Genomic DNA, 21,296 nt, shown 5'->3' with positions numbered 1-21,296 from the left:
TTTTCAAAGTCAGAAAATTCTTGCTTGACTCATACCTACAAATAGATATAATATTTGTCTCATAGAAGGGGAGTAGCAACTGGCAAAGAATTTCCCAGCCAGTACATTTGAATCAACATACTGGCGATGAGCCTGGTTCAAATGACAAATAATTAATATTTGGTAGCGAGACCTTCACTAAGTTCACAAAAATGTGAGCTTGGTGAGGTCTTTTGGCATTCATCAAGCTCACATTCCTAAACAATTCTTCAGGAGCTTGAGAGAGTGCTAACGGCTTTTACCCAAGGTTTATTACTAATTACAGTTTCAGAGTTAGGGGATAAAACATTTTTTATCGCTATGATTTTGGCAATGCGCCATTCACGGCGATTGGTATTTATAGGAGTGGTAGCTGCTTTAGCAGCGATGACAATTCTTTCGGTATTATTTGGACAAGTAGCCTCTCTATTACCCAAAGTTTATACTCATTATGCTGTAATCGTATTGTTTTTTGCCTTTGGTATTAAGCTGTTATACCAAGCTATTAAGATGACGGCTACTGCTGAACAAGGCGAAATGATGGAAGAAATCGCAGAAGCCAAAGCCGCAGTAGAAAAAGCCGAATTGCAGCTACCCAAGCAAAAAAATTCCCTCTCGATTGTCATAGAAGCCTTTGTTTTGACATTTATGGCAGAATGGGGCGATCGCACGCAAATCGCCACGATTGCCTTAGCCGCAGGGAATAACGTCATTGGTGTCACCATAGGGGCTATTTTAGGTCATGCCATTTGTGCTGCGATCGCCGTTATTGGTGGCAAAATGATCGCTGGACGTATTTCTGAGCGTCAACTTACCTTTGCTGGCGGATGCCTATTTTTGATTTTTGGGGTTTTTGCTGCCATTGAGGGAGCTTAACAATTCAAAATTCAAAATAATGTACTAGAACTGGGGACTGGAAGTTTATAGTCTGCACCAATAGCAGAGGCTCTTGTTGGGGCTGGCATTAATTGTCTATACTCGCTTCTTTACCCCTGCAAGTACCCCTGCAAGATCAATTGTTGCTATCAAAACCGATATCATTTTTCTCTCCACCAGCGTCTACACTATATCTAGACAGGAATCAACTGTAAATAAAATTTACCTGTCTAGTGGTGCGGGGGACATTTCATGATATTGTCTGACTGATTTTATAGGAAATTTCATATAAAATGGCAGATGATGAGGATATTATAGAAATTCCTTTACGACCTCTTGTTTGGATGGGAGACTCTCTCAAAAATATCCGCTCATTTCCTCTTGAGGTGCGTGCATCAGTAGGGTATGCACTGCAATTGGTGCAAGCAGGGGAAACACCAATGGATGCCAAGCCTTTTAAGGGGGTTGGCAGTGGCGTGTATGAAATCGTCAAACGCTACGATACCGATACTTACAGGGCTGTTTATGCAGTAAAGATTGGAGAAAAAATCTATGTCCTGCACGCTTTTCAAAAGAAATCAAAGCAGGGAATTAAAACCCCACAGGCTGATGTTGACCTGATTAAACAACGTTATAAGGATGCGGTAGCAAGGGAGAAACAAGAATGACACAAGAACCCGTTTTTGAGGAAAGCAGTGGCAATGTATTCGCTGATCTCGGTTTGTCGAATGCAGATGAACTTTTTACTAGGGGAAAGATAGGGATTCAGGTACTCCGCCTTTTGAAACAACGCAACCTGAAACAGCGTGAAATCAGTGAACTTCTTGGCATTCCGCAGCCAGAAGTATCTCATTTGATGAAAGGAGAGTTTCAACGGTTTAGCGAGGGTAAACTGCTCATTTTCCTTAAGCGACTCGATACGGAAATCACTTTACATCTTCGCTCTCGTCACGCGCAGGGCGAATCTGCTGAAACGGTGATATCGCTATAGGGATGGATGGAAAGCAGCTTTTCGGTAGACCTACTTGTAAACCTAGAGGTAATTTGGCTACCACATCTGGATAATTACTCTCTAGATAGGCATGAATACGATTGAAAGCATTAAGTAATTCTGACACAGTAAATCCTTAAAATGGAGCTAGATAAATAACAGTTGAGGGTCAATTCTTTTAATTCCTTGACCCTCAACTTTCCCTTCGGGACGAAGATAGCGAAAGTGGCTACCACCTTTGCGATACTATTTAGGTGTAGCTGTAGGGGTAGGGGTAGGGGGAGGTGATGCAGTAGCAGCTTTGTTAATCTCATCTTTGTATTGAGCAGGAGCTAAAGCAACAGCACTATCAAACAAAGGTTTAGCTTCGGTGACTTTACCCTGTTCCTTCAACAGCATCGCCTTAGCCAAAACTGGGCGAAAATCTTGGGGAGCTTTCTTAATTGCTTGATCAAAAGCAGAAATAGCTTGAGGATAGCGTTTTTGGCTAGAGTGAACATTGCCTAGTAATACCTGTACAGCTACCACATCGACACTTCCCGGTTGAATAGTATTAGCTTGAGCAGCATTAGTTAGAGTCTCTTGCAGCAAGCCTACAGCAGCTTCTGGACGTTGTTGACTCACAAGCAGAGCCACCATTCCTTGTAAAGCCTTCACATCTCCTGGTTTCGTGTCTAAAATGGCTCGATAAGCTTGAGCAGCCCCTTCGTTATCACCAATCTGCTGTTTAGCTTGAGCCAACAGCACACCATACTCTGACTGCTGCGGATTAAGCTTCGCCAACTTTTCTAAAGGTTGAATTACTCCTTGGATATCACCTTGTTTTAAACTCAATAGCTGTAGCCGGGCTTCTAATAAACCCTTGAGTGCGGTTTGATTTTCTGGCTCTCGTTGTAAAACCAGTTCATAACCTCGCACCTCATCTTGCAACTTGGATGTTTGGTTAGAAGTAGCGACATCACTAGGGTTGGTCGGATTCGGGGTTGAGGATGACGTATCATTGAGCGCACTAATAATGGGAACTAACGAAATACCTACAAAAGTAAGAACTGCCAGTGCTAGAATGATCTGAACTATCCAGCGATTGCGCGGTTGAGACACTATTTTGTCCCCCTCCAAAACTCTCATCTCATTATTATTGACACAAACTAGAAAGTTAAAAATTTCAAAAACTGTGCGGAATGCCGCCAATTAAGAGTGAATTTTATAACAAATGATTATTTGACTGCTAAATTAAGTGATTACTTTAGGGAGAGCCATCATATTAAAAGCTATGATATGCTTCCGAAATTGCCGTAAAGACGCTAAATTACACATTTAGATGATGAATGACCAATTTAGCGTCTTTACAATTGTATAGAGCGTTCTGTTGTGATTTTGTGAAAAGCCAATATACTTTCATCAGCCACACAAACGCTATTTCCAGCTGCCTTATTAAAATCCCATAATGGGATGTGTCTCCGCCGCAAGGAGTTTTTATGAATTCCGACCTGATGCCTTCGCCTGATTCCGCCAACTCTTTTGCTTCCAATGAACCTCAAACTCCCAAAGAGGCAGCTGCTAATGTTCACATAGCAGCAACCCAGCCCTCTAAGCTTGAGACTTCACCTGCCAAATCTACAGAAACTGACTCTAATGAGAACCTAGCAGATCATCTACAAAGTGGCGAAGCCAATCGCCAACAACCGATACCGCCTCCCAGCGAACCGATGCAATACCGCGCCATCGGACTAGTCCGGGGTCGTTACCAAGCCAGTGACGAGCATTTTACCCAAGGTATCTTACTGACCCCAGATGGTGTAGAACTCAATTCCGTCTTGCTGGGTCGGATTATGAGCCTAGTCAAAAATCATCTAGACCTAGAAAAAGAACATTTGTGGGTAGTTTATCCCCGCACCAGACAAGAAAATGACAGCTTACACATTCAAATTGTAGGGGTATGGGAGCCAGAAAGTCTGGCTAAACAGTCAACAGAAGAAAACCAAGCCGATTCGGAGTCACAAGAATCACAGACACCCGATGAAAGCTTAGTAGATGAGAGTAAAAAAACTACAAGCCTCTCAGCACGTTCATCTAACATCCCTGATGGCGGTTTCTCCGTCCGTGGGGAGGTCGTTTACCAGTCTTTTGATGAAAAGAGCTTAGTAGTAAAAATTAAGCAAGCTCCACGTAAACGAGATGACAAACCCAAATATTTCAAGTTGAAATTGCGGGGTGTGCTAACAACCAAAGCCGTAGGCAAGTTTTGGGACTTCAAAGCCAAGCGAGAAGCCGACGCATTAGTCATAGAAACAGCAGAAGCGATCGCTGACTTACCCAAAAAACGCAGACCACCCTTCAGAGGTGGCGGTGGCGGTGGTGGTCCTCGCGGTGCAGGTGGTGGTCCAGGAAGAAGACCATTCCCCCCCAGACGACCAGGAGAAGCTCCACCACGCCCCGTCAAGAGAACAAGCAGCGATCCCTCGGTAATTTCCAAACCATTACCAAAATCGCCTTCGCCTAGTTCTACACCAGCACCGAAGCCAATCAAACGACCGAAACCTACTCAGGAGTAAGGTGAGTAATGAGTGCTGAGTAATGAGTAATGAGTAATGAGTAAAAAATCATTTACAACTCAGCACTCAGCACTCAGCACTCAGCACTCAGCACTTGTTTTAAAACTCTCTCCAGTGGTCTTGAGGAAGAAATGACCTCTCCATTGGAATTGATGCTACTGGTTCAGTGAGGGTAAAACTGCCTGCTTCAATCCATTGTTTTAACTCTATGGCAACTTGCCGAGATAAAAACAAACTAGCTAAAGGAGCAACCCTAACAGTTTTACCCTCGATGGTGATACGCCCGGATTTTAGTTGGGCGTAACTCACCAAACCAAATGTCGGACGCACGCGCCGGGGAATGGAAAAGTCTACTATTGGCGCAACTAAATTTTGATCTTGAACTGCACAGTTTTCTACTACCTGTTCGTTTAATAAGGGTATGGGTACACCTACACCCAACATCAACGAAGAACCATAACTTTTAAAATAGCAACCCCTTACCCAACGCGCATCCATTTGTTTGGCATCACCAATTAAGGCTAAAGTCGCAGAGGGGCCAATGGGTGTTTGATTGGCTAGCCGCTTTTGTAAAGGAAAATGTTGCGTCCCTTCCCAAGCAACGTAACCAATACCGCCGCCTAAGAAAATACGCGTACCAATGCCAATAATTTGTAATTTTGGGTCATTTAATAGGGGAGAAATTGCACCGGGGTTAGAATAGACAGCATTACCTAAACGCGGTTGCAGAGGGCCGAGGTAAGTATGAAGCGGGCGATCGCCTCCATTCACCCCTACAATAAAATTTTGATAAAGATTTCGGGGATTAAATAAATAAAACTGATTTATCGTGTCGCGGGTAATAGAAGTCTCAAAACTTGCTCTAGGATAACAATCAGTGACTTGTCCTTGGGCGCGGATATGCACAGGCTTACCCGCAATCAAATCTTCTATCACATGACCGCCGCCCCGTTCCCGGACTTCTTCGCCATCCATCGTATCTACAACACAGCTAGCACCTAAATATAAATCGACTGCGCCAAAACCACTGTATGCAGGAACTCCATCCACCCAACAACGGCGAATTTTAATAGGCGGGTCAGTGTGTCCTAGATTAATAATTGCTCCACTTGATTCCATCGGTTCAAAAGTGCCAGTGGTAACAACATCAACCTCTTCGGCAACTTTCTTCACCCCGACTTCCGCAACCCGTGCTTTTAATTCCTCAGCCGTTAAGACTACCGCAGTTTGGCGGTTAATTTTCTCGTTAATTTCTGCAATAGTTCGCATTTTTCAAGTAGCAGATTCACATCCTAATTCTAGAGTGAATCTTGGGAATTCCCTGGGACTTCCCGCTAACTAGTTGGGTGTAGCGGGAGTATCCTGGGGGTGCTAGATGATTTGTCTACACTTTTGATAGAGAACCGTCAACTAATTTTTTTAATTTCATGTATGCTTCTGGCGGTGTCAAACAAGTGGAACTGTTATCATCAGGAATACAAAATTCCCAGCTATCTGGGTAGTAACGCACTACAAAGGAAGGAATGAGTTTCAACTCTACTGCCTTCCTGCCTAATTCTTCTGTTTTTTCTGCTAAGGTAACTTCGTCGTGAAACAAGTAGTGACTCATAAAGATAACGCCTGTATTTTTGTTTTCTAAGTATTAATACGAGGAATTAATCAAAATTCTCACTTCTGATCAACACCTTAAATGCTTTTATAAACCGAAAATTTGAGGAACTTGTGAGGAAGAATATCAGTTTGGGAAAATATTGCTTAACGATACATAGTTTAGCCGTGCTGCTCAAGTCGCTCGGCAATCCATACTTTGATTATTGATTGTCGGGTTACGCCTATTCGCGAGGCTTCTCGATCAAGTGCTTCAATCATCCATGTAGGAAAATCAACATTTACCCGTCGTTGCTCATAACCCGGACGACGAATCGTATTCATATCCAGGTATGTGATAATGTCCTCGCCTGCATCAAATTTTTCATCAAACTCTTCAGCCTTCATATAGTTTTACCTCTTCATCTCTTGCTCGGCGTGGCGATCGCTCTTTCTCCACAAGTCAAGGACTAGTCAGCAAATCTTGATTTGGTAGATTTTTACTAACCAGCGTCCTAGGTAATTGTGACCCCAGCACTAAAATCATGATGGTCATATAACCAACCAGAGCCATCCATAACAAGTGATTATTATGCAAATACCATCCTGTAGCAGCTAGGGGGGTAAAACCGAATCCAAAGGCTAACAGAACGGCGTTACGGATGATAGCACCTTCCTTTAAGCCAATAAAGTATCCTTCCAGCATAAAAGCGATCGCAGTTAAACCCAAAAGTGGCAATAGCCAAATGGCATAACTACTGATGTGTTGGTTTATCTCTGTATGATTAGTCAGTAATCCAAATATGGTGTCTGGGAAAATCACAGATGCGATCGCAAAACCTAGGGCAATAAATAAACTGGTAATTACAGAAACACTCAACAATGGGATCATCTTTTCTGTTGTACCTTTACCCTGAAAGTTGCCAGTCAAGGTTTGCATTGTCATTCCTACGCCTTGAATGGTGAACTGACTCAACAGCGCAATTTGCAACAGCAACCCATTTTCTGCCAAGGTGATTGTTCCCATCGTGGCACTCAGATTTGTAAAAATTGCATAGGTGGAAATCAATACTAAAAATCTCACCAAAATATTGGTTTTGAGGACAACAGTCTCCTTCAACGCTACCCAATCAAAAACCTCTTGTAAGGCGGCTGCTACTTTTGCCCACTGAATGCTAAAGCACACCCCCACCAAACCAATTACTAACGCCAAATACTGACTAATGGCTGTAGCCAGTCCCGCCCCCATGCTTTCCCAACCCCACTTGACAATCATCAAATAGTCAAGCAAAACATTAGAACCATTGCCAATTAAAGACATCAACAGCACTAAGCCGTTCAATTCTCGCCCCGTAAACCAACCAATCAATACAAAGTTAAGCAACACAGCCGGGGCTGCCCAAATTCTGGCATAGAAATACTCACTTCCAGAACTTTCAATTTCTGGTGAACCACTTAAAATCAAAAACCCCATTTTTTGAATTGGGTATTGCAGCAATAGGATTATTAACCCCAGCCCCACGGCAATTAAAGCACTCCGCATCCCTACTAATAATATGGTTTTTTGGTCATCCAACCCCACGGCTTGTGCAGTTAGTGCATTCACACTAGAGCGTAAAAACTTTAACACCCGATAAAGATAGTCAAAGAGTATGGTTGCGAGAATGACTCCTGCTAAGTGACGGATATCTGCTAAATGTCCCAAAAAGGCAATGTCAACAATACCCGCTAAAGGGACCATCATGTTGGAAAGCACGTTAATGCTTGCCATTTTGTAAAAGCGAGGTAAGAAGTCGTACTGGAGTGAGACTGCTGCAAATCTCATAATTTGACTGTACTGGAGTGATTTATAGAAATTGGCACTATTTTAGTGTAGGCGACAGGTAACTCCAGAAGTTAAATATGCGTTATCCAGAAACTTTGTAGAGACATAGCAATGCTACGTCTCTACATTCTTGCTTACGCAGCAGTTTTTTCCTCAAGGGGGATAAAAGTCTTTTTGGTAGCACCACAGATGGGACATTTCCAATCATCAGGGATGGATTCAAAGGCTGTACCAGGTGCAATACCCGAATCAGGATCACCAGTTACAGGATCGTAAATCATACTGCATTGTCTGCAAACCCATTTGCGGGTGCTGGGATCTGCACTCGCAACTCTGGTTGTAGGTTGTCCACCGTTGATTACTTCTAAAGCTTCAGTGTAGCGATCGGCGTGGTAATTCTCGATAAACTTTAATAAACCAAAACGGTGTGCTGCGGCGCGGAAGGTGTCAGCGTGTTCGCTAGATTCTTGAGCTTGTTTAAGAAACTCTTCGGCGGCGGGATTGTCGCGATCGCGTTGAGCATCTGCGGCGAAGTCAGGATACATGGTAGTGTATTCGTAAGTTTCCCCTTCAATGGCTAAAGATAAACACCGAGAGACAACTTCCCGTTTTTGTTCGTCAGTTAACGTAGCTGGATCTTCTACAACTAGTTCTGGGTGTAGCAACTCAAAATGAGCAAAGGCGTGTTCGGTTTCTTGTTCTGCGGTTTCACGAAACAGTTTAGCTAAATCTTTAAACCCCAGTTTACGCGCAACCTCAGCAAAAAATAGATATTTCCGGTTTGCCATTGATTCCCCACCGAAGGCAGATTCCAAGTTTTGCAGAGTAGTAAAGTTTGAAAGATCCATAATTTTTTTGATGCCTGAGAAGTATTATTTAGGTTAAAAAACAGACTCTAAAATCGAGTAGATGAGCTACCACTTGTATAATTTACAGTTTTTTATACAAATTTTTCAGCCCATATTTATTTACCCGTTTTCTTAGCTGTGACAGGAAAATTACAGCATGAGGCAAAATCGCAACATATAACTTTCGTCAAACCTCTGCGTTTAAATTACCGATGAGTAGCAGAAGGAACTTTATCAGAACCAGTAAAAGGAGGCTTACCGCTTGGTTTAATGCGATCGCGAATTTTACCAATCACAATATACAAAATCGGCACGACGAACAAACTTAAGAAAGTCGCCACCAACATTCCCCCAAACACGGCTGTCCCTAAAGATTGACGACTAGCCGCACCTGCACCCACAGCAATTAAAAGCGGAAAAATCCCCAACATTGTCGATAACGCAGTCATCAGAATCGGGCGTAAGCGTTCTTGCGCGGCTTGGATTGCAGCTTTAGTGATACTCAGACCTTCAGCACGCAATTGATTAGCAAATTCCACAATCAAAATTGCGTTTTTACTAGCCAAGCCAATCAACATTACTAACCCCACCTGACAAAAGACATCGTTACTCAAACCCCTCATAGATTGGGCTATTAACGCTCCCAAAATAGCTAAGGGGACGGACAGCATAATAATTAAGGGGTCTACATAGTTTTCGTATTGTGCAGCTAATACCAAGAATACAAACACCAATCCTAAACCAAAAATCAAAGGTGCTTGACCACTAGATGCTTGTTCTTCAGTGGTAATCCCTGACCATTCGTAACCCATACTAGCTGGTAATAAACGCTGGGCTAGACGTTCCATTTTGGCGATCGCTTGACCTGAACTGTAGCCAGGAGCAGCCCCACCGTTGATTTCTATCGACCGTAACAGGTTATAATGGTTGATGGTTTGCGCGCCAGTGGTAGGTGTTAACTTGACTAAGTTACTCAGGGGAATCATTTGGTCAGTCTGGGAACGGACATATAATTTACCGATATCCCCAGGTTCAGAACGGAACTTAGCATCAGCTTGCACATATACCCGATAAGTCCGTGAGAGAAAATTAAAGTCGTTGACGTATTGCGAACCCAAGTAACTTTGTAAGGTTTTAAAGATATCGTCTATCGGAACTTGCAAGACCTTAGCTTTATTGCGGTCTACTGCGATTAACATCTGCGGTGTGTTGGCATTAAAGGTACTAAACACGCCTTGTAATCCTGGGGTTTGATTACCTTCTGCAATTATCTGCCCCATAACTTCTAACATGGAGTTTAAGCCAGTAGTCCCCGATCTATCTTGCAATTGAAATTGGAAACCGCTAAAACTGCCCAAACCTTGAATAGATGGGGGATTAACAGGGAAAATCCGCGCTTCGGGGATATTAGATAATACCCCCTGTAACTTGTTAATTATTGCATCGGCTGATTGTCCTGGTTGCTGGCGTTCACCCCACGGTTTGAGGGTACTAAAAATCACACCACTATTAGCTGTGTTACCGCTAAAACTAAACCCACCCAAGGCAAAAGTATCGGTAATTTCTGGTAGTTTCAGGATTTCGGCTTCTACCTGCGCCATCACTTTGCTTGTGTAGTTGATGGAAACTCCCTCCGGTGCTTGAATAATGGTGATGAAATAACCTTGGTCTTCATCGGGGATAAATGCTGTCGGGACAGTGATGTACAGCCAGCCTGTCAATGCTAAGGAGGCGATAAATAAACCAATAACGATCGCTCTCATCCGGTTGCAGAAATGCAGCGATCGCTTATATTGTCTCTGTATATAATCGAGAAACAAGTTCACCCTGCCAAAAAACCAGCCAAATATTCCCCGTGGTTGGGGTTTAGTTCGTAGTAATACAGCCGCTAAAGTCGGTGTGAGGGTGACAGCTAAAAAAGTAGAAATGGTAATAGAAAAGGCGATCGTGAAAGCAAATTGACGATAAATCAGACCAGTCGAACCAGGGAAGAAAGCCACTGGTACAAATACTGCCATTAATACTAAAGATGTAGCAATTACAGCCCCAAATAACTCCTGCATAGTTGTGGCAGCAGCTTGACGCGGTGACATTCCCTGGTCTTGAATTAAGCGGGAGGTATTTTCAACTACGATAATCGCATCATCAACTACTATCCCTGTGGCTAGGGTCAGACCAAATAGCGTCAAAGTATTGATAGAAAAGCCAAAAATTTTAATAAAAGCGAAAGTGCCAATTAATGATATGGGAATAGTAATGACGGGAATCAGGGTAGTACGCCAATCTTGGAGGAAAATAAAAATCACCAAGACAACAAGAGCGATCGCTTTTAATAGTGTTGTCACCACTTCCCCTAAAGACTCTTTTACAAAGTCAGTTGTATCAAATGCCACTTGATATTCCATCCCTGGGGGAAAACTTTTAGCCAAGCGTGAGATTTCCGCTTTAACCGCCTCAGCCACTTCCAAAGCATTGCTACCAGGAAGTGGAAATATGCCAATCCCTATACCTTCCTTACCCCGAAAGCGCAGAAAGGAGTTATAGTTTTCTGCCCCCAGTTCTGCCCTGCCAATATCTCTAAATGTAATCAGTGAGCCATCTGCACCTGTTTTCAGAATGATATTCTCAAATTCCGAGACTTCCGTTAATCTACTAACTGCCATAAGGTCGATTTGATACATCTGATCGGCTGGGATTGGTGGCTGTCCGATTTGCCCTACACCCACCTGAATATTTTGTTCATCCAGTGCATCAATCACATCTTGGGCGGTCAATTTACGACTAGCCAAGCGATTGGGGTCAAGCCACAGCCGCATTGCATAACGACGTTCACCAAAAATCCGCGCCTCGCTGACACCATTAATTCTTTTCAGGGCATCTACTAGATATAAGTCGGCGTAGTTACTCAAAAATATATTGTCATACTCTTGGCGATCGCTATAAAATGCGATCGCCAGCAAAATATTATTAGAGTGCTTGCTGACAGTCACACCATGACGTTGCACCGCTTCCGGTAACTGCGACTGGGCGAGAGAGACACGATTCTGCACATCAACAGCAGCAATGTCTTGATCCCGTGACCCATCAAAGGTGACTGTAATCGTACTACCGCCATCATTACTACTGCTAGAAGTCATATACTTCATGCCTTGGACACCATTAATTTGGCGTTCTAAGACATTAGTGACAGTTTTTTCTACAACTTCCGCATTCGCACCACGGTAGTTAGCATTAACAATAATTTGTGTAGGGCTAATTTCTGGATATCTATCAGTTGGTAGCGTTGGGATACTAATTGCACCCACCAAAAAAATAATAATAGTGCAGACACTGGTAAATACAGGTCGTTTAAGAAAGAAGTTGACGAACATTGGGGAATGGGGATTAGGGATTGGGTATTGGGGGATTTGTAGGCTGAATTTTGAATTTTGAATTTTGAATTAATTTTTCCCCAATCCCCAATACTACAGAGAATCAGGAACAATCGGCACACCGTCTTGGAGATTAAGCAACCCTGAGACGATGATTTTGTCTTGTGGCTGCAACCCTGATAGAACTTGGTAATGATTGCGTCTAATATCGCCTAGTTGCACCCGTTTTTGACGGGCGACTAATTGAGAAACGCCTTGCGGTGATGTTTCCGTTTGCGCTACATAGACAAAGGTATTGCCAGCTATACGAGAAATGGCTGTAGTAGGAATTAAAACACCAGTCCTCTGACTCCAAATCACTCTAGCTCTAATTAATTGGTCTGCCCGGAGTTGATTATTAGAGTTAGTGTATAGTGCTTTCATCAGGATAGTTTGGGTATCGTTGGTAGCATTAGGAGCAATGAAAAATACCCGACTTGTACCCAAAACTTGACCTTGCGCGTTCATAATCTCCACCGGCATTCCCTTACGCAATTGGGAGGCGCGTTCTAGGGGGACGGAAACATTAACTTCTAATGGTTGGTTTTGAGTGATGGTGACTAATTGTGTAGATGTATTGACAAAATCACCCAGTTTTACAGAAATATTCCCCACAGTACCCGTAAAAGGGGCGGTAATTCTGTACTGTTGCAGTTGTTGTTGAGCCGTATTAGATTTGGCTTGCTGCCAACTTTTTTGGGCTTGGGCAATGTTGGCTTTTTGAGCTTGAATGCTGGAATCTATGGCGTTGAGACTAGCTGTAGCTATGGCTAGTCTGTTAGCTGATTGATCCCTAGTTTGTCGAGATACTGCCCCTTCTTGTGCTAAACTGGCATATCTTTGATAATCTTGCCGATTTAGGCTTAAATCTGCCAGCTTCGATAACCTTTCTGCTTCTAGTGATTTTAGTGTGGCGTAGGCGTTTTCTAACTGAGCTTTAGCTGCATCGGCGGCGGTATCGTTACCTATCAATGCGGCTTGTTGCTGTCTGGGGTCGATTTGCATCACGACTGCACCGGCGGCGATCGCATCTCCTGATCTGACGTATATTTGAGTAACTTGCCCTTCAATTCTCGGTTGCAGCTTCACAGATTGCCGGGATTCTAGACTAGCAACAAAGTCTGTACTGTCTTCAATTGTGCCTATTTGTACTGGTGATATTTTAACTCGTACCCCTGATGATTTAGCATTGGCAGCCAATGGTGCTTGATTAATGGGAGTGAGTAATCGCCAAACTACGGCTGTTCCACCTATCAACAGTAGGATGGCGGCTACTAATAACTTCAACCACCGCCAGTTTTCTGGGGGTGGCTCATAGGATGGACGAGGAAGATTTTCTGGAAAATCAGTGTGAGAATCAGGGGATGACATAGCTGACAGCAAACCTACAAAACAAGATAAATGGAACTAAATCTGAATCGAAAATTTTGTAATGAAGTTTACTTATTTAGCATGAAGATTTTTGCTCCATTTTGTGTTAACTCATCCAAATATACTGTCTTATGGCTATTCCCTAATCTACCTAAAGGAGAATGATAAAAAATAGTTTACAAGTCAAGCGATGACCGACCGTCGGGCGGAGACTATCGCGCTGTCTTCTTCTTTCTGGTGAAAAATATACTAACTTTACAATCAGCATCTTTTTTTATTTAATGTCGAAAAAAGAATATTTTTTATCTAAAAATTCCAGCAAACTGTTCAAAATTAACAGCACAAAAATATCATCAGTGATAAGCAACCAAATCTTTAGATTGGATGATGGAGTAGTTCAGAAAACTGACCTCAATTTGTCTCAAAGTAGTTTTTGGCACATTGCCTATGCTGCACCTTGGTCGTAATCATTATCGAACAGGGTATTGGCTAACCATGTTTTAAACTCATTATCATCAGTAAATTTACGGTATGCTTCTGTATGGTCGAAGATGAACTCCTGAAACTTATCGACTAGCTTTTTCTCGAAGGTGATTCTGGCGTTTTGGCGGTCTGAGTATTTCTTGGCGTTCTGATATTCTTCGTCTTTGCTGACTTCGGCGGGTAACTCTTCAAACAGGAAGCGACGCACTTTATCTTTTTCTGTCCACTCAATATTACCGAAGAGATCGTTAAATTCTTGGATAATATTGCTGAGTGTGTCTAATTCCGTCTGATTTTGTCTACCAGGAGGGTCAGGGGGTGCGGGTGCAATTTCTCCATCACCTTCAAGTTGTATGGCTAGGGTTGTTTGTCTTTCTATGCGGTAACTGTCGATGTCAACGCTTTCTAAAATACCTTTGGATAAATCGGTGTTGTTAAGGTTGGGAAGTTTGGCTAGGAGGAATTTGAGAAAGGTTTTCAGGCTTTCCCAGTAGGGATTACGGAAAGGATGAATTTGGACTAGAAATTGATAGTTACGGACAAAAGATTTGCCTTTTTTCTTGAAATCTATTTGCTGTTCTTCATCTAATTCAGTGATAAAGTTTTGTTTGCATTCATCGAGAATGGGGTCTAATTGGTCACGTTCAGCACCGTTGATGAAGCGGGTCATTAATTCGTTGACTTGTTCTTCGGAATAAACTTGGAAATTGTCAAGCGCATCTTGTAAGTCGTTGAGGCGGTCTATATCAGTTTCTTCACTGAGGATTGTTGTTTTATAAAAGGGGTCAAAGGCTTCTTTAATTGCATCGGCTGAGTTGACGAAATCTAGGATAAATGTATCTTTTTTATCGGGTTTGTAAGCACGGTTGAGGCGAGATAAGGTTTGAACGGCTTTGATATCGGCTAGAGGTTTATCTACATACATGGTATGTAATAGGGGTTGGTCAAATCCTGTTTGATATTTATCAGCTACTATCAGGAATCTATACTCACTTTTTTTGAACTCTTTGGGAATGTCGTTCCCTGGAAAGCCGTTCATTGAGGACTCATCCTCTTTTTTTCCGTCAACTTCTTTACTGCCTGTAAATGCAACTATAGTTTTGTAAGGTGCGTTGATTTCCTGTAGGTAGGCATCGAAGGCTAGTTTATAGCGAATGGCACTGTTAATACCATTGGTGACGACCATTGCTTTTGCTTGTCCATTAATTTTGCGTTGACCAATTACTTCTTGCATGAAATGGTCAATCATAATTTCTGCTTTCTGGCGGATAGCGTGGGGGTGTCCCTCTATGTACTGCTTGAGCTTTTTCTTTGCTCGTTTGGTATCAAATTGGGGGTCGTCTTCAATTTTTTTCTCAAGCTTACAGTAACTTCTATAGGTGGTGTAGTTCTCCAGTACATCTAAGATAAATTCTTCCTCTATTGCCTGTTTCATGGAATAGTTATGGAAGGAATAATATTTGTTATCTGCTGGATTTTGAATGCCAAAAGTTTCTAAGGTCTTATTTTTGGGTGTGGCTGTGAAGGCGAAGTAACTGGCGTTGGGAGAGAGTTTTTGTTCTTCAATGATGCGGAGAATTTTATCTTCGGTGGTTTCTTCTTCCTCACCTGTTTCTTTATTCAGGGCTGCACTCATTTTGGCTGCACTTGTACCACTTTGGCTGGAGTGGGCTTCGTCAATGACAATGGCAAATTTTTGATTGCTTAATGACTGAATTTCTTTCACAATATAGGCAAATTTAAAAACTGTGGTGATGATAATTTTTTTGCCGTCTTCTAGTGCCTGTTTTAGTTGTTTACTACCTTCGGTGATGGCTTCAACTACGCCTTGGACTTGGGCAAACTGTTTGATGTTATCGCGGATTTGTTTATCTAAGACTTTGCGGTCTGTAACTACAATAATGGAATCAAATACGGGGTTGGTGTCGCTGGTGTCGGTGAGTTCTACGAGTTGGTGACTTAGCCAACTAATGGAGTTACTTTTACCTGAACCTGCGGAATGTTGAACTAGATAACGCTGTCCTACACCGTTGGTTTTGGCATTGGTTAGGAGTTTTCGCACTAGGTCGAGTTGGTGGTAACGGGGAAAGATTAGTTTGCGTTTTTTCTGACCTCTCTCCAAACCTCTCTCCTGCAACGTCTCTACATATTCCCCCTTCCCTTGTAGGGAAGGGGGTTGGGGGGTTAGGTTCTCTTCTACCAGTTGAGCATATTTTTCAATGATGTTGCTGAGGCTGGTTTTGGTGATAATTTCTTTCCATAGGTAATCTGTTTTGAGTCCGTTGGGGTTGATGGGGTTTCCTGTACTGTCGGGGAAAAGTAAGTGGGGTTCAGATTTTTGACCTTTGTTGAAGGGAAGAAAAACTGTTTGTTCTCCCTTCAGTTCGGTAGTCATGTAGACTAACTCATCATCAACGGCGAAATGAACTAAGCAACGGGCAAAGTTAAATAGGGGTTCTTTGGGGTCACGGCTAGTTTTGTACTGCTTTATCGCATCTTGGACGTTTTGCTTTGTGAGGTTGTTTTTGAGTTCAAAGGTGATGAGGGGTAAGCCGTTGATGAAAATCCCCATATCTAGGGATAGTCGCTTTTTATCGTTGCTGAATTGGAGTTGACGAGTAACGGAGAAGATATTTTGGTTATAGTTTTGGATGGCTTGGGGGTTAAGTTGGGATGGGGGTAGCTTGTAGTAGAGTGTCAGGCTGACTTCTTGGGCTTTGATACCTTTGCGGAGAACATCAATAACACCTCTGGTTTTGATTTGGTCTGAGATGCGTTGAAACAGCTTGTCTTCAAAGCGTTTACCGTAGCTGGTTTCTAGTTTGGTGATTTGGGTGGGTTGGGTTTGGCGGAGGAATTGCAGCAGTTGAGTTTTATCTATGCAGTAGTTGCGGTCATAGTCCACTGGTTGCCCTTTGATGTAACCTGCTTCTGTAAGTAGGCTTTTTTCTATGAGGGCTTCTAAGCCTTTTTCTGAAGTGTCAGTTGTGGTCATGGCTAAATTGCTGCGGTTGTAAGGGTGGGTTCAACTGCTGAAGGTTCGCGTACATCTATTTTTCCCGTCACAGCGTCGGAAATTAAGCAATTTTGAATTTTTACGGGGTTTTTATTATGGTTTATTCTAGTTCAAGAATTTTTGGTAAGTCGATCATCTATATCTTGGCTGGCTTTGGGAGTAATAAAAATGCGTTGGTTCATTGTTCTGGTTAGGGCATTTTTTTGAGTAGTTCGGCTCTTTTTTGTTCCCACCAGTTTTCTGTAATTTCTATGGGTGCGCCACTGTCTAAACCTTATATTAACATTGTTTCTAGCTTTTCTCGGTTGTTGCGTTTTTGGTCTTCTAAGATTAGTTGATATATATATTCTTCTAGGTTGTTGTAGCCTAGTTGGGTAATTTGCTGGTTTAGGTATTCTTCTACTATTGGGGGCAAGGAAATGTTAACTTGTGTCATGGTAGGTTCATGGGTATGAGTTGGTATTTTCTCTATCTACTATAGGTCAATTCCCTTACGTCTATTTTTCCCGTTACAGCGTTGGAAATTAAGGTGGTGCGGTATTCTTGGATTAGTTCGATTTCTTTTTCTATTTTGGCGATCGCAAGATCAATTTTTGCGCTTTCTGCGTCTATATAGCTAAGAATTTTTTCTTGCTCCTCTTTAGGAGGCTTAATAATTGGAATATCAAAGAAGTCATCTGTATACATTCGTAGCCGAGATGATCTAATTCCTTTTGACCTACAAATAAACTCAGAAATGTATGAATTTGTTCTAACTAAATAGTCAAGATATCTTGATACAAAATTATCAGGATTTTTTTGTCTGTAGACTCCATAAGAAGAACTAACAATGCCACTATAATTAGAGACACCTAAAGCCCCCATCCACGCCCACATAATATTGCTTACTAAATCACCTACTTGACAAGTTTTATAACCTTCATAAGATTCTGCTTGAAACATTGTGATGTTTTTCTCACTACGAGGTGTAACCCCTGTAATATGAGAAACAGATAAAAGTTCTTCAGTACCAGTTTCCGAGCGTTCGTCTACTTCATAGAAATAATATTTTGCTCTTTTCGCTTCCCAATGCTCCGGTATTTCCCTCAACCACTCAATACTAGAAGGTTTCATAGGTGCATGGGGGTTAAGTCCCTTGGTTACTGCACGGTTAGCGATCGCACTTTTCTGCTCTTTGAGTAATTCGATAAGCCTTTGCTTGTTGCTGATGAAGTGGTCTATCTGTTCTAATTTGCGATCGAGGAAGTGGGCGATCGTTCTTTGTTCTTCAATTGGAGGACAAATAATAGGTATTTGAAAAAAATCATCAGAATACATACGTAGTCTTGAGGAGCGAATACCTTTTGACCTACGCGTATATTCAGCGATGTACTCTGGTATTCTTACAAGATATTCAAGATAGTCAGTATAAAAGTTATTTGTATTTTTTTGCCTATAAACACCGTATGCAGAACTAATAATTCCTTGATATTTAGATACTCCTAACGCTCCCATCCAAGCCCACATAATATTTATAACTAAGTCATTAGGAATGCAAGTTTTATAGCCTTCATAAGATTCAGCCATAAACATAGTGATATTTTTTTCGCTTCGTGGCGTTACTCCAGTGATGTGAGAAACAGAAAGTAAATCTTCATCTCCTTTCTCTGAACGCTCATCTATTTCGTAAAAGAAATACTTTGCTCGTTTTAAGTCCCAATGCTGAGGAATTTTTTCGACAAAAGCTAAACCTGAATCCCTATAATTTGAATAACACTTCATTCCACGACTTCCTCAAGAGAATTACGACTCAACTACCCTGTTTAAACGCTCTGGATTCCAAATTTACTCAGCAATCTTTTGATAAAGCTTTTGACGTGCATCCAAATCAACTTTTTTAAACTTCTTATGAGGCTGAAATGGTAGACATGAGCGTTTCTTATATCTCAAAAAACCGGAATTATGGTCATAACATTGAGGATTGAGTGTATTTTTCCTCGCTAACAATCTGGCGTAAAACACCTTCTGTTTCTGCTTCCAAAGCAAAGATATCTGCTGCTATTTCTTCCAAACTCCGCAACGGTTTAAACTTATAAAAATATTTAGTAAAAGAAATTTCATAACCCCTTACCGTTTTCTCGTAATCTATCCAAGCATCTGGTACATGAGGTAGCACTTCACGAGCAAAATACTCCTCAATATCTTCTTTCAATGGCACATTCTCTGTATCTCGCAATTCAGAATCAAACTCATAAATTATCTCATCCTTAGTTTTCTTCTTAATTACAGGTTCTGCGGTTTCGTCTTTCTCTGTGAATGTGTCATAAACTAACTTCAAATCTTTAGCCGTCAGTTTAATTCCTTCCACCTTCAGTGCTTTCTCAAATTCCTGCTTGACTCGATTAAAATCTTTGTGAGGTTCGCAGCCAAACAAGTCTTTTAATATCCCCAAAATTAACCCATGCTTCGTATCAGAGGTAATATTTAGCTGTATTTCCTGTTGTTTTCCACTATCTTTTTTAGGAGATGAATTACTCAAGCTTCCCGCTAAAAACTGCTCTAATCGTTCTGGTGTAACTTGGAATGTCAACCGTAAAGGACGCTCAACAGTGATTTTGTGATAACCAAAATCCTCATTATCAAATCTCTTAGATTGTTCTGTTTCCTCAAAAGCCAAAAATGTTTCTGTAATGCGCTGAATATCTGCTTGTGTTAATTCACAATTTTTCTTACCTAAATTCTTTCTTAACTTGCCATACCATTCACTGGCATCAATTAACTGTACCTTCCCTTGACGGTGTTCAGGTTTGCGGTTAGATAGCACCCAAATATAGGTAGCAATACCCGTGTTATAAAACATATTCAAAGGTAAACCGATGATGCACTCTAACCAATCATTTTCAATAATCCAGCGACGAATATTACTTTCTCCACCACCTGCATCACCAGTAAATAAAGCTGAACCATTATGAACAATTGCTATGCGACTACCCAAAGTGGTGGACTGCTTCATTTTAGAAAGCATATTCACCAAAAATAACAATTGTCCGTCACTGCTACGAGGTAACAGAGTTAGCTTTTCTCCTGGTTTTAAACCTGGATGTTCTACAGCAAAACGCGGGTCTTTAACTTCCTTTTTTTTGCCATCAAACACAGCTTCCTGGTCTACAGTCCAAGACTTGCCATAGGGAGGATTAGCAAGCATAAAGTCGAACTGTAAATCTGCAAATTTATCATTAGAAATGGTTGAACCATAGTAAATCTTGTCAGGGTCACGACCCTTAATTAACATATCTGATTGACAAATAGCGTATGTTTCTGGGTTAACTTCCTGACCGTATAATTCAATTGTGACTTTTTTATCTAATTTTTCCGCAAGCTGTTGAATAAATGCTTCTGATTCAGTCAACATCCCCCCAGAGCCACAAGCATCGTCATATACCAAATAAGTACCACCTTGAATCTGATTTTCAACTGGCAGAAATATCAAATTCACCATTAACTGAATAATGTCACGAGGGGTAAAGTGTTCTCCCGCTTCTTCGTTATTCTCTTCGTTAAACTTGCGGATTAATTCCTCGAACACATAACCCATTCCCAGGTTAGTTAATCCCTCATGAATAATCTCGCCATTCTCATTTTTAACTGCTTCAGAACTAAGGTTAATTTCCTTAGCCACAAATTTTTGAATTAGAGCATAAAGCCGATTACTTTCTACTAAAGTCTCAATTTGATTTCGCAGTTTAAACTTAGCAATAATCTCTTGTACGTTCTCGCTAAAACCATTTAAATAATTTTCAAAATTTGCCCGAATGTCGCTAGGAAAGTCGAGCAAGGTTTTAAAAGTAAATTGAGAAGTATTATAAAATACATAACCCGTTACTCTAGGAAGCTGTTGCGCTATGGCATTTTGTCCAAAATTGCCTTCTTCCAGCCGCTTATGAAGTTCAAGTACCTTATCTTTAGTGGGTTCTAATAAGCAATCCAAACGCCGTAGTACCGTCATTGGCAAAATGACATCTCGGTATTTACCGCGTACATAGACATCTCTCAATACATCATCGGCAATACCCCAAATAAAATTAACAATAGTGTTGTGTGTCGTGTAATTCATATTGTCAGTACAGTAGGCGATTCCTACGGAGAGCTTTGCGATCGCATCCCAATAGTTGTAACAGTTTAAGGTACAGTGGTATCTGCTTTATATCAAGTGTCTTAATTTTTCTCTAACTTTTGACGCAACTGCTGATATAGCGATTCTCATTTATATGCAATACACTCTGACCTCTCTCCAAACCTCTCTCCTACAAGGATAGGACTGCTAGTCAAAATACTCA

General features: G+C 41.6%; 16 protein-coding genes. 4 read left to right on the top strand and 12 right to left on the bottom strand.

Annotated elements, in window-relative coordinates; genetic code table 11:
• The first annotated feature begins 264 nt into the window (after positions 1–264).
• The 3 genes from L6494_RS01155 to L6494_RS01145 all read left to right on the top strand — a co-directional run bounded on the left by L6494_RS01155 (position 265) and on the right by L6494_RS01145 (position 1,885).
• Positions 265–894 carry a TMEM165/GDT1 family protein gene (locus L6494_RS01155; RefSeq protein ID WP_237991057.1) on the top strand — a complete coding sequence of 210 codons (630 nt, stop codon included), beginning with the start codon at positions 265–267 and terminating at the stop codon, positions 892–894.
• A gap of 293 nt (positions 895–1,187) precedes the next feature.
• Positions 1,188–1,562: a type II toxin-antitoxin system RelE/ParE family toxin gene (locus L6494_RS01150; protein WP_237991056.1), complete on the top strand. Its 375-nt coding sequence runs from the start codon at positions 1,188–1,190 to the stop codon at positions 1,560–1,562.
• The gene (locus L6494_RS01145) at positions 1,559–1,885 is read left to right on the top strand and encodes a helix-turn-helix domain-containing protein (RefSeq protein ID WP_237991055.1); all 327 of its coding nucleotides are present in this window, start codon (positions 1,559–1,561) and stop codon (positions 1,883–1,885) included. The genes L6494_RS01150 and L6494_RS01145 overlap by 4 nt, the downstream gene beginning before the upstream one ends.
• Positions 1,886–2,131: 246 nt before the next feature.
• On the opposite strand, the gene L6494_RS01140 is transcribed toward L6494_RS01145, so the two are convergent.
• Positions 2,132–2,986 (bottom strand): tetratricopeptide repeat protein, encoded by an 855-nt coding sequence (locus L6494_RS01140; RefSeq protein ID WP_237991054.1) that lies wholly within the window; start codon positions 2,984–2,986, stop codon positions 2,132–2,134.
• Positions 2,987–3,363: 377 nt separating this feature from the next.
• On the opposite strand from L6494_RS01140, the gene L6494_RS01135 reads away from it, so the two are divergent.
• Positions 3,364–4,440, top strand: a complete 1,077-nt coding sequence (locus L6494_RS01135; RefSeq protein ID WP_237991053.1) for a hypothetical protein — start codon at positions 3,364–3,366, stop codon at positions 4,438–4,440.
• A gap of 99 nt (positions 4,441–4,539) precedes the next feature.
• Here the strand turns inward: L6494_RS01135 and L6494_RS01130 are convergent, their stop codons facing one another.
• The 11 genes from L6494_RS01130 to L6494_RS01080 all read right to left on the bottom strand — a co-directional run bounded on the left by L6494_RS01130 (position 4,540) and on the right by L6494_RS01080 (position 21,073).
• Positions 4,540–5,709: a homocysteine biosynthesis protein gene (locus L6494_RS01130; protein ID WP_237991052.1), complete on the bottom strand. Its 1,170-nt coding sequence runs from the start codon at positions 5,707–5,709 to the stop codon at positions 4,540–4,542.
• Positions 5,710–5,824: 115 nt separating this feature from the next.
• The gene (locus L6494_RS01125; protein WP_237991051.1) at positions 5,825–6,049 is read right to left on the bottom strand and encodes a hypothetical protein; all 225 of its coding nucleotides are present in this window, start codon (positions 6,047–6,049) and stop codon (positions 5,825–5,827) included.
• Positions 6,050–6,210: 161 nt separating this feature from the next.
• Complete coding sequence (gene brnA / locus L6494_RS01120; protein ID WP_237991050.1) at positions 6,211–6,435, bottom strand: type II toxin-antitoxin system BrnA family antitoxin; 225 nt, start codon at positions 6,433–6,435, stop codon at positions 6,211–6,213.
• A 55-nt stretch (positions 6,436–6,490) separates the two neighbouring features.
• Positions 6,491–7,852, bottom strand: a complete 1,362-nt coding sequence (gntT, locus tag L6494_RS01115) for a guanitoxin biosynthesis MATE family efflux transporter GntT (RefSeq protein WP_237991049.1) — start codon at positions 7,850–7,852, stop codon at positions 6,491–6,493.
• Between the two features lie 134 nt (positions 7,853–7,986).
• Positions 7,987–8,700: a rubrerythrin family protein gene (locus L6494_RS01110; protein WP_237991048.1), complete on the bottom strand. Its 714-nt coding sequence runs from the start codon at positions 8,698–8,700 to the stop codon at positions 7,987–7,989.
• A gap of 206 nt (positions 8,701–8,906) precedes the next feature.
• Positions 8,907–12,071, bottom strand: coding sequence for an efflux RND transporter permease subunit (locus tag L6494_RS01105; RefSeq protein ID WP_237991047.1), 3,165 nt, complete (start codon positions 12,069–12,071; stop codon positions 8,907–8,909).
• 93 nt (positions 12,072–12,164) lie between these two features.
• Entirely contained in the window at positions 12,165–13,481 is a 1,317-nt protein-coding gene (locus L6494_RS01100; RefSeq protein WP_237991046.1) for an efflux RND transporter periplasmic adaptor subunit, read from the bottom strand.
• Between the two features lie 445 nt (positions 13,482–13,926).
• Positions 13,927–16,959, bottom strand: a complete 3,033-nt coding sequence (locus L6494_RS01095) for a type I restriction endonuclease subunit R (protein WP_237991045.1) — start codon at positions 16,957–16,959, stop codon at positions 13,927–13,929.
• A 295-nt stretch (positions 16,960–17,254) separates the two neighbouring features.
• Positions 17,255–17,416 carry a hypothetical protein gene (locus tag L6494_RS01090; RefSeq protein ID WP_237991044.1) on the bottom strand — a complete coding sequence of 54 codons (162 nt, stop codon included), beginning with the start codon at positions 17,414–17,416 and terminating at the stop codon, positions 17,255–17,257.
• A 32-nt stretch (positions 17,417–17,448) separates the two neighbouring features.
• A complete protein-coding gene (locus L6494_RS01085; protein ID WP_237991043.1) occupies positions 17,449–18,741 on the bottom strand; it encodes a restriction endonuclease subunit S in 1,293 nt (430 codons plus the stop codon).
• 184 nt (positions 18,742–18,925) lie between these two features.
• Positions 18,926–21,073 (bottom strand): type I restriction-modification system subunit M, encoded by a 2,148-nt coding sequence (locus tag L6494_RS01080; protein ID WP_237991042.1) that lies wholly within the window; start codon positions 21,071–21,073, stop codon positions 18,926–18,928.
• Positions 21,074–21,296: the final 223 nt, after the last annotated feature.

Origin of the sequence: Nostoc sp. UHCC 0870, from assembly GCF_022063185.1 — a bacterium.
Lineage (GTDB): Bacteria > Cyanobacteriota > Cyanobacteriia > Cyanobacteriales > Nostocaceae > Trichormus.
The sequence above is the reverse complement of the archived record's forward strand: the minus strand, read 5'-3'. Positions and strand labels throughout refer to the sequence as shown.

Excerpts from the sequence above, each read along its gene's own strand:
- L6494_RS01150 (WP_237991056.1), top strand. The coding sequence starts at position 1,188 with ATGGCAGATGATGAGGATATTATAGAAATTCCTTTACGACCTCTTGTT.
- L6494_RS01145 (WP_237991055.1), top strand. The coding sequence starts at position 1,559 with ATGACACAAGAACCCGTTTTTGAGGAAAGCAGTGGCAATGTATTCGCT.
- L6494_RS01135 (WP_237991053.1), top strand. The coding sequence starts at position 3,364 with ATGAATTCCGACCTGATGCCTTCGCCTGATTCCGCCAACTCTTTTGCT.
- L6494_RS01130 (WP_237991052.1), bottom strand. The coding sequence starts at position 5,709 with ATGCGAACTATTGCAGAAATTAACGAGAAAATTAACCGCCAAACTGCG.
- L6494_RS01125 (WP_237991051.1), bottom strand. The coding sequence starts at position 6,049 with ATGAGTCACTACTTGTTTCACGACGAAGTTACCTTAGCAGAAAAAACA.
- brnA (WP_237991050.1), bottom strand. The coding sequence starts at position 6,435 with ATGAAGGCTGAAGAGTTTGATGAAAAATTTGATGCAGGCGAGGACATT.
- gntT (WP_237991049.1), bottom strand. The coding sequence starts at position 7,852 with ATGAGATTTGCAGCAGTCTCACTCCAGTACGACTTCTTACCTCGCTTT.
- L6494_RS01110 (WP_237991048.1), bottom strand. The coding sequence starts at position 8,700 with ATGGATCTTTCAAACTTTACTACTCTGCAAAACTTGGAATCTGCCTTC.
- L6494_RS01105 (WP_237991047.1), bottom strand. The coding sequence starts at position 12,071 with ATGTTCGTCAACTTCTTTCTTAAACGACCTGTATTTACCAGTGTCTGC.
- L6494_RS01100 (WP_237991046.1), bottom strand. The coding sequence starts at position 13,481 with ATGTCATCCCCTGATTCTCACACTGATTTTCCAGAAAATCTTCCTCGT.
- L6494_RS01095 (WP_237991045.1), bottom strand. The coding sequence starts at position 16,959 with ATGACCACAACTGACACTTCAGAAAAAGGCTTAGAAGCCCTCATAGAA.
- L6494_RS01090 (WP_237991044.1), bottom strand. The coding sequence starts at position 17,416 with ATGACACAAGTTAACATTTCCTTGCCCCCAATAGTAGAAGAATACCTA.
- L6494_RS01085 (WP_237991043.1), bottom strand. The coding sequence starts at position 18,741 with ATGAAGTGTTATTCAAATTATAGGGATTCAGGTTTAGCTTTTGTCGAA.
- L6494_RS01080 (WP_237991042.1), bottom strand. The coding sequence starts at position 21,073 with ATGAATTACACGACACACAACACTATTGTTAATTTTATTTGGGGTATT.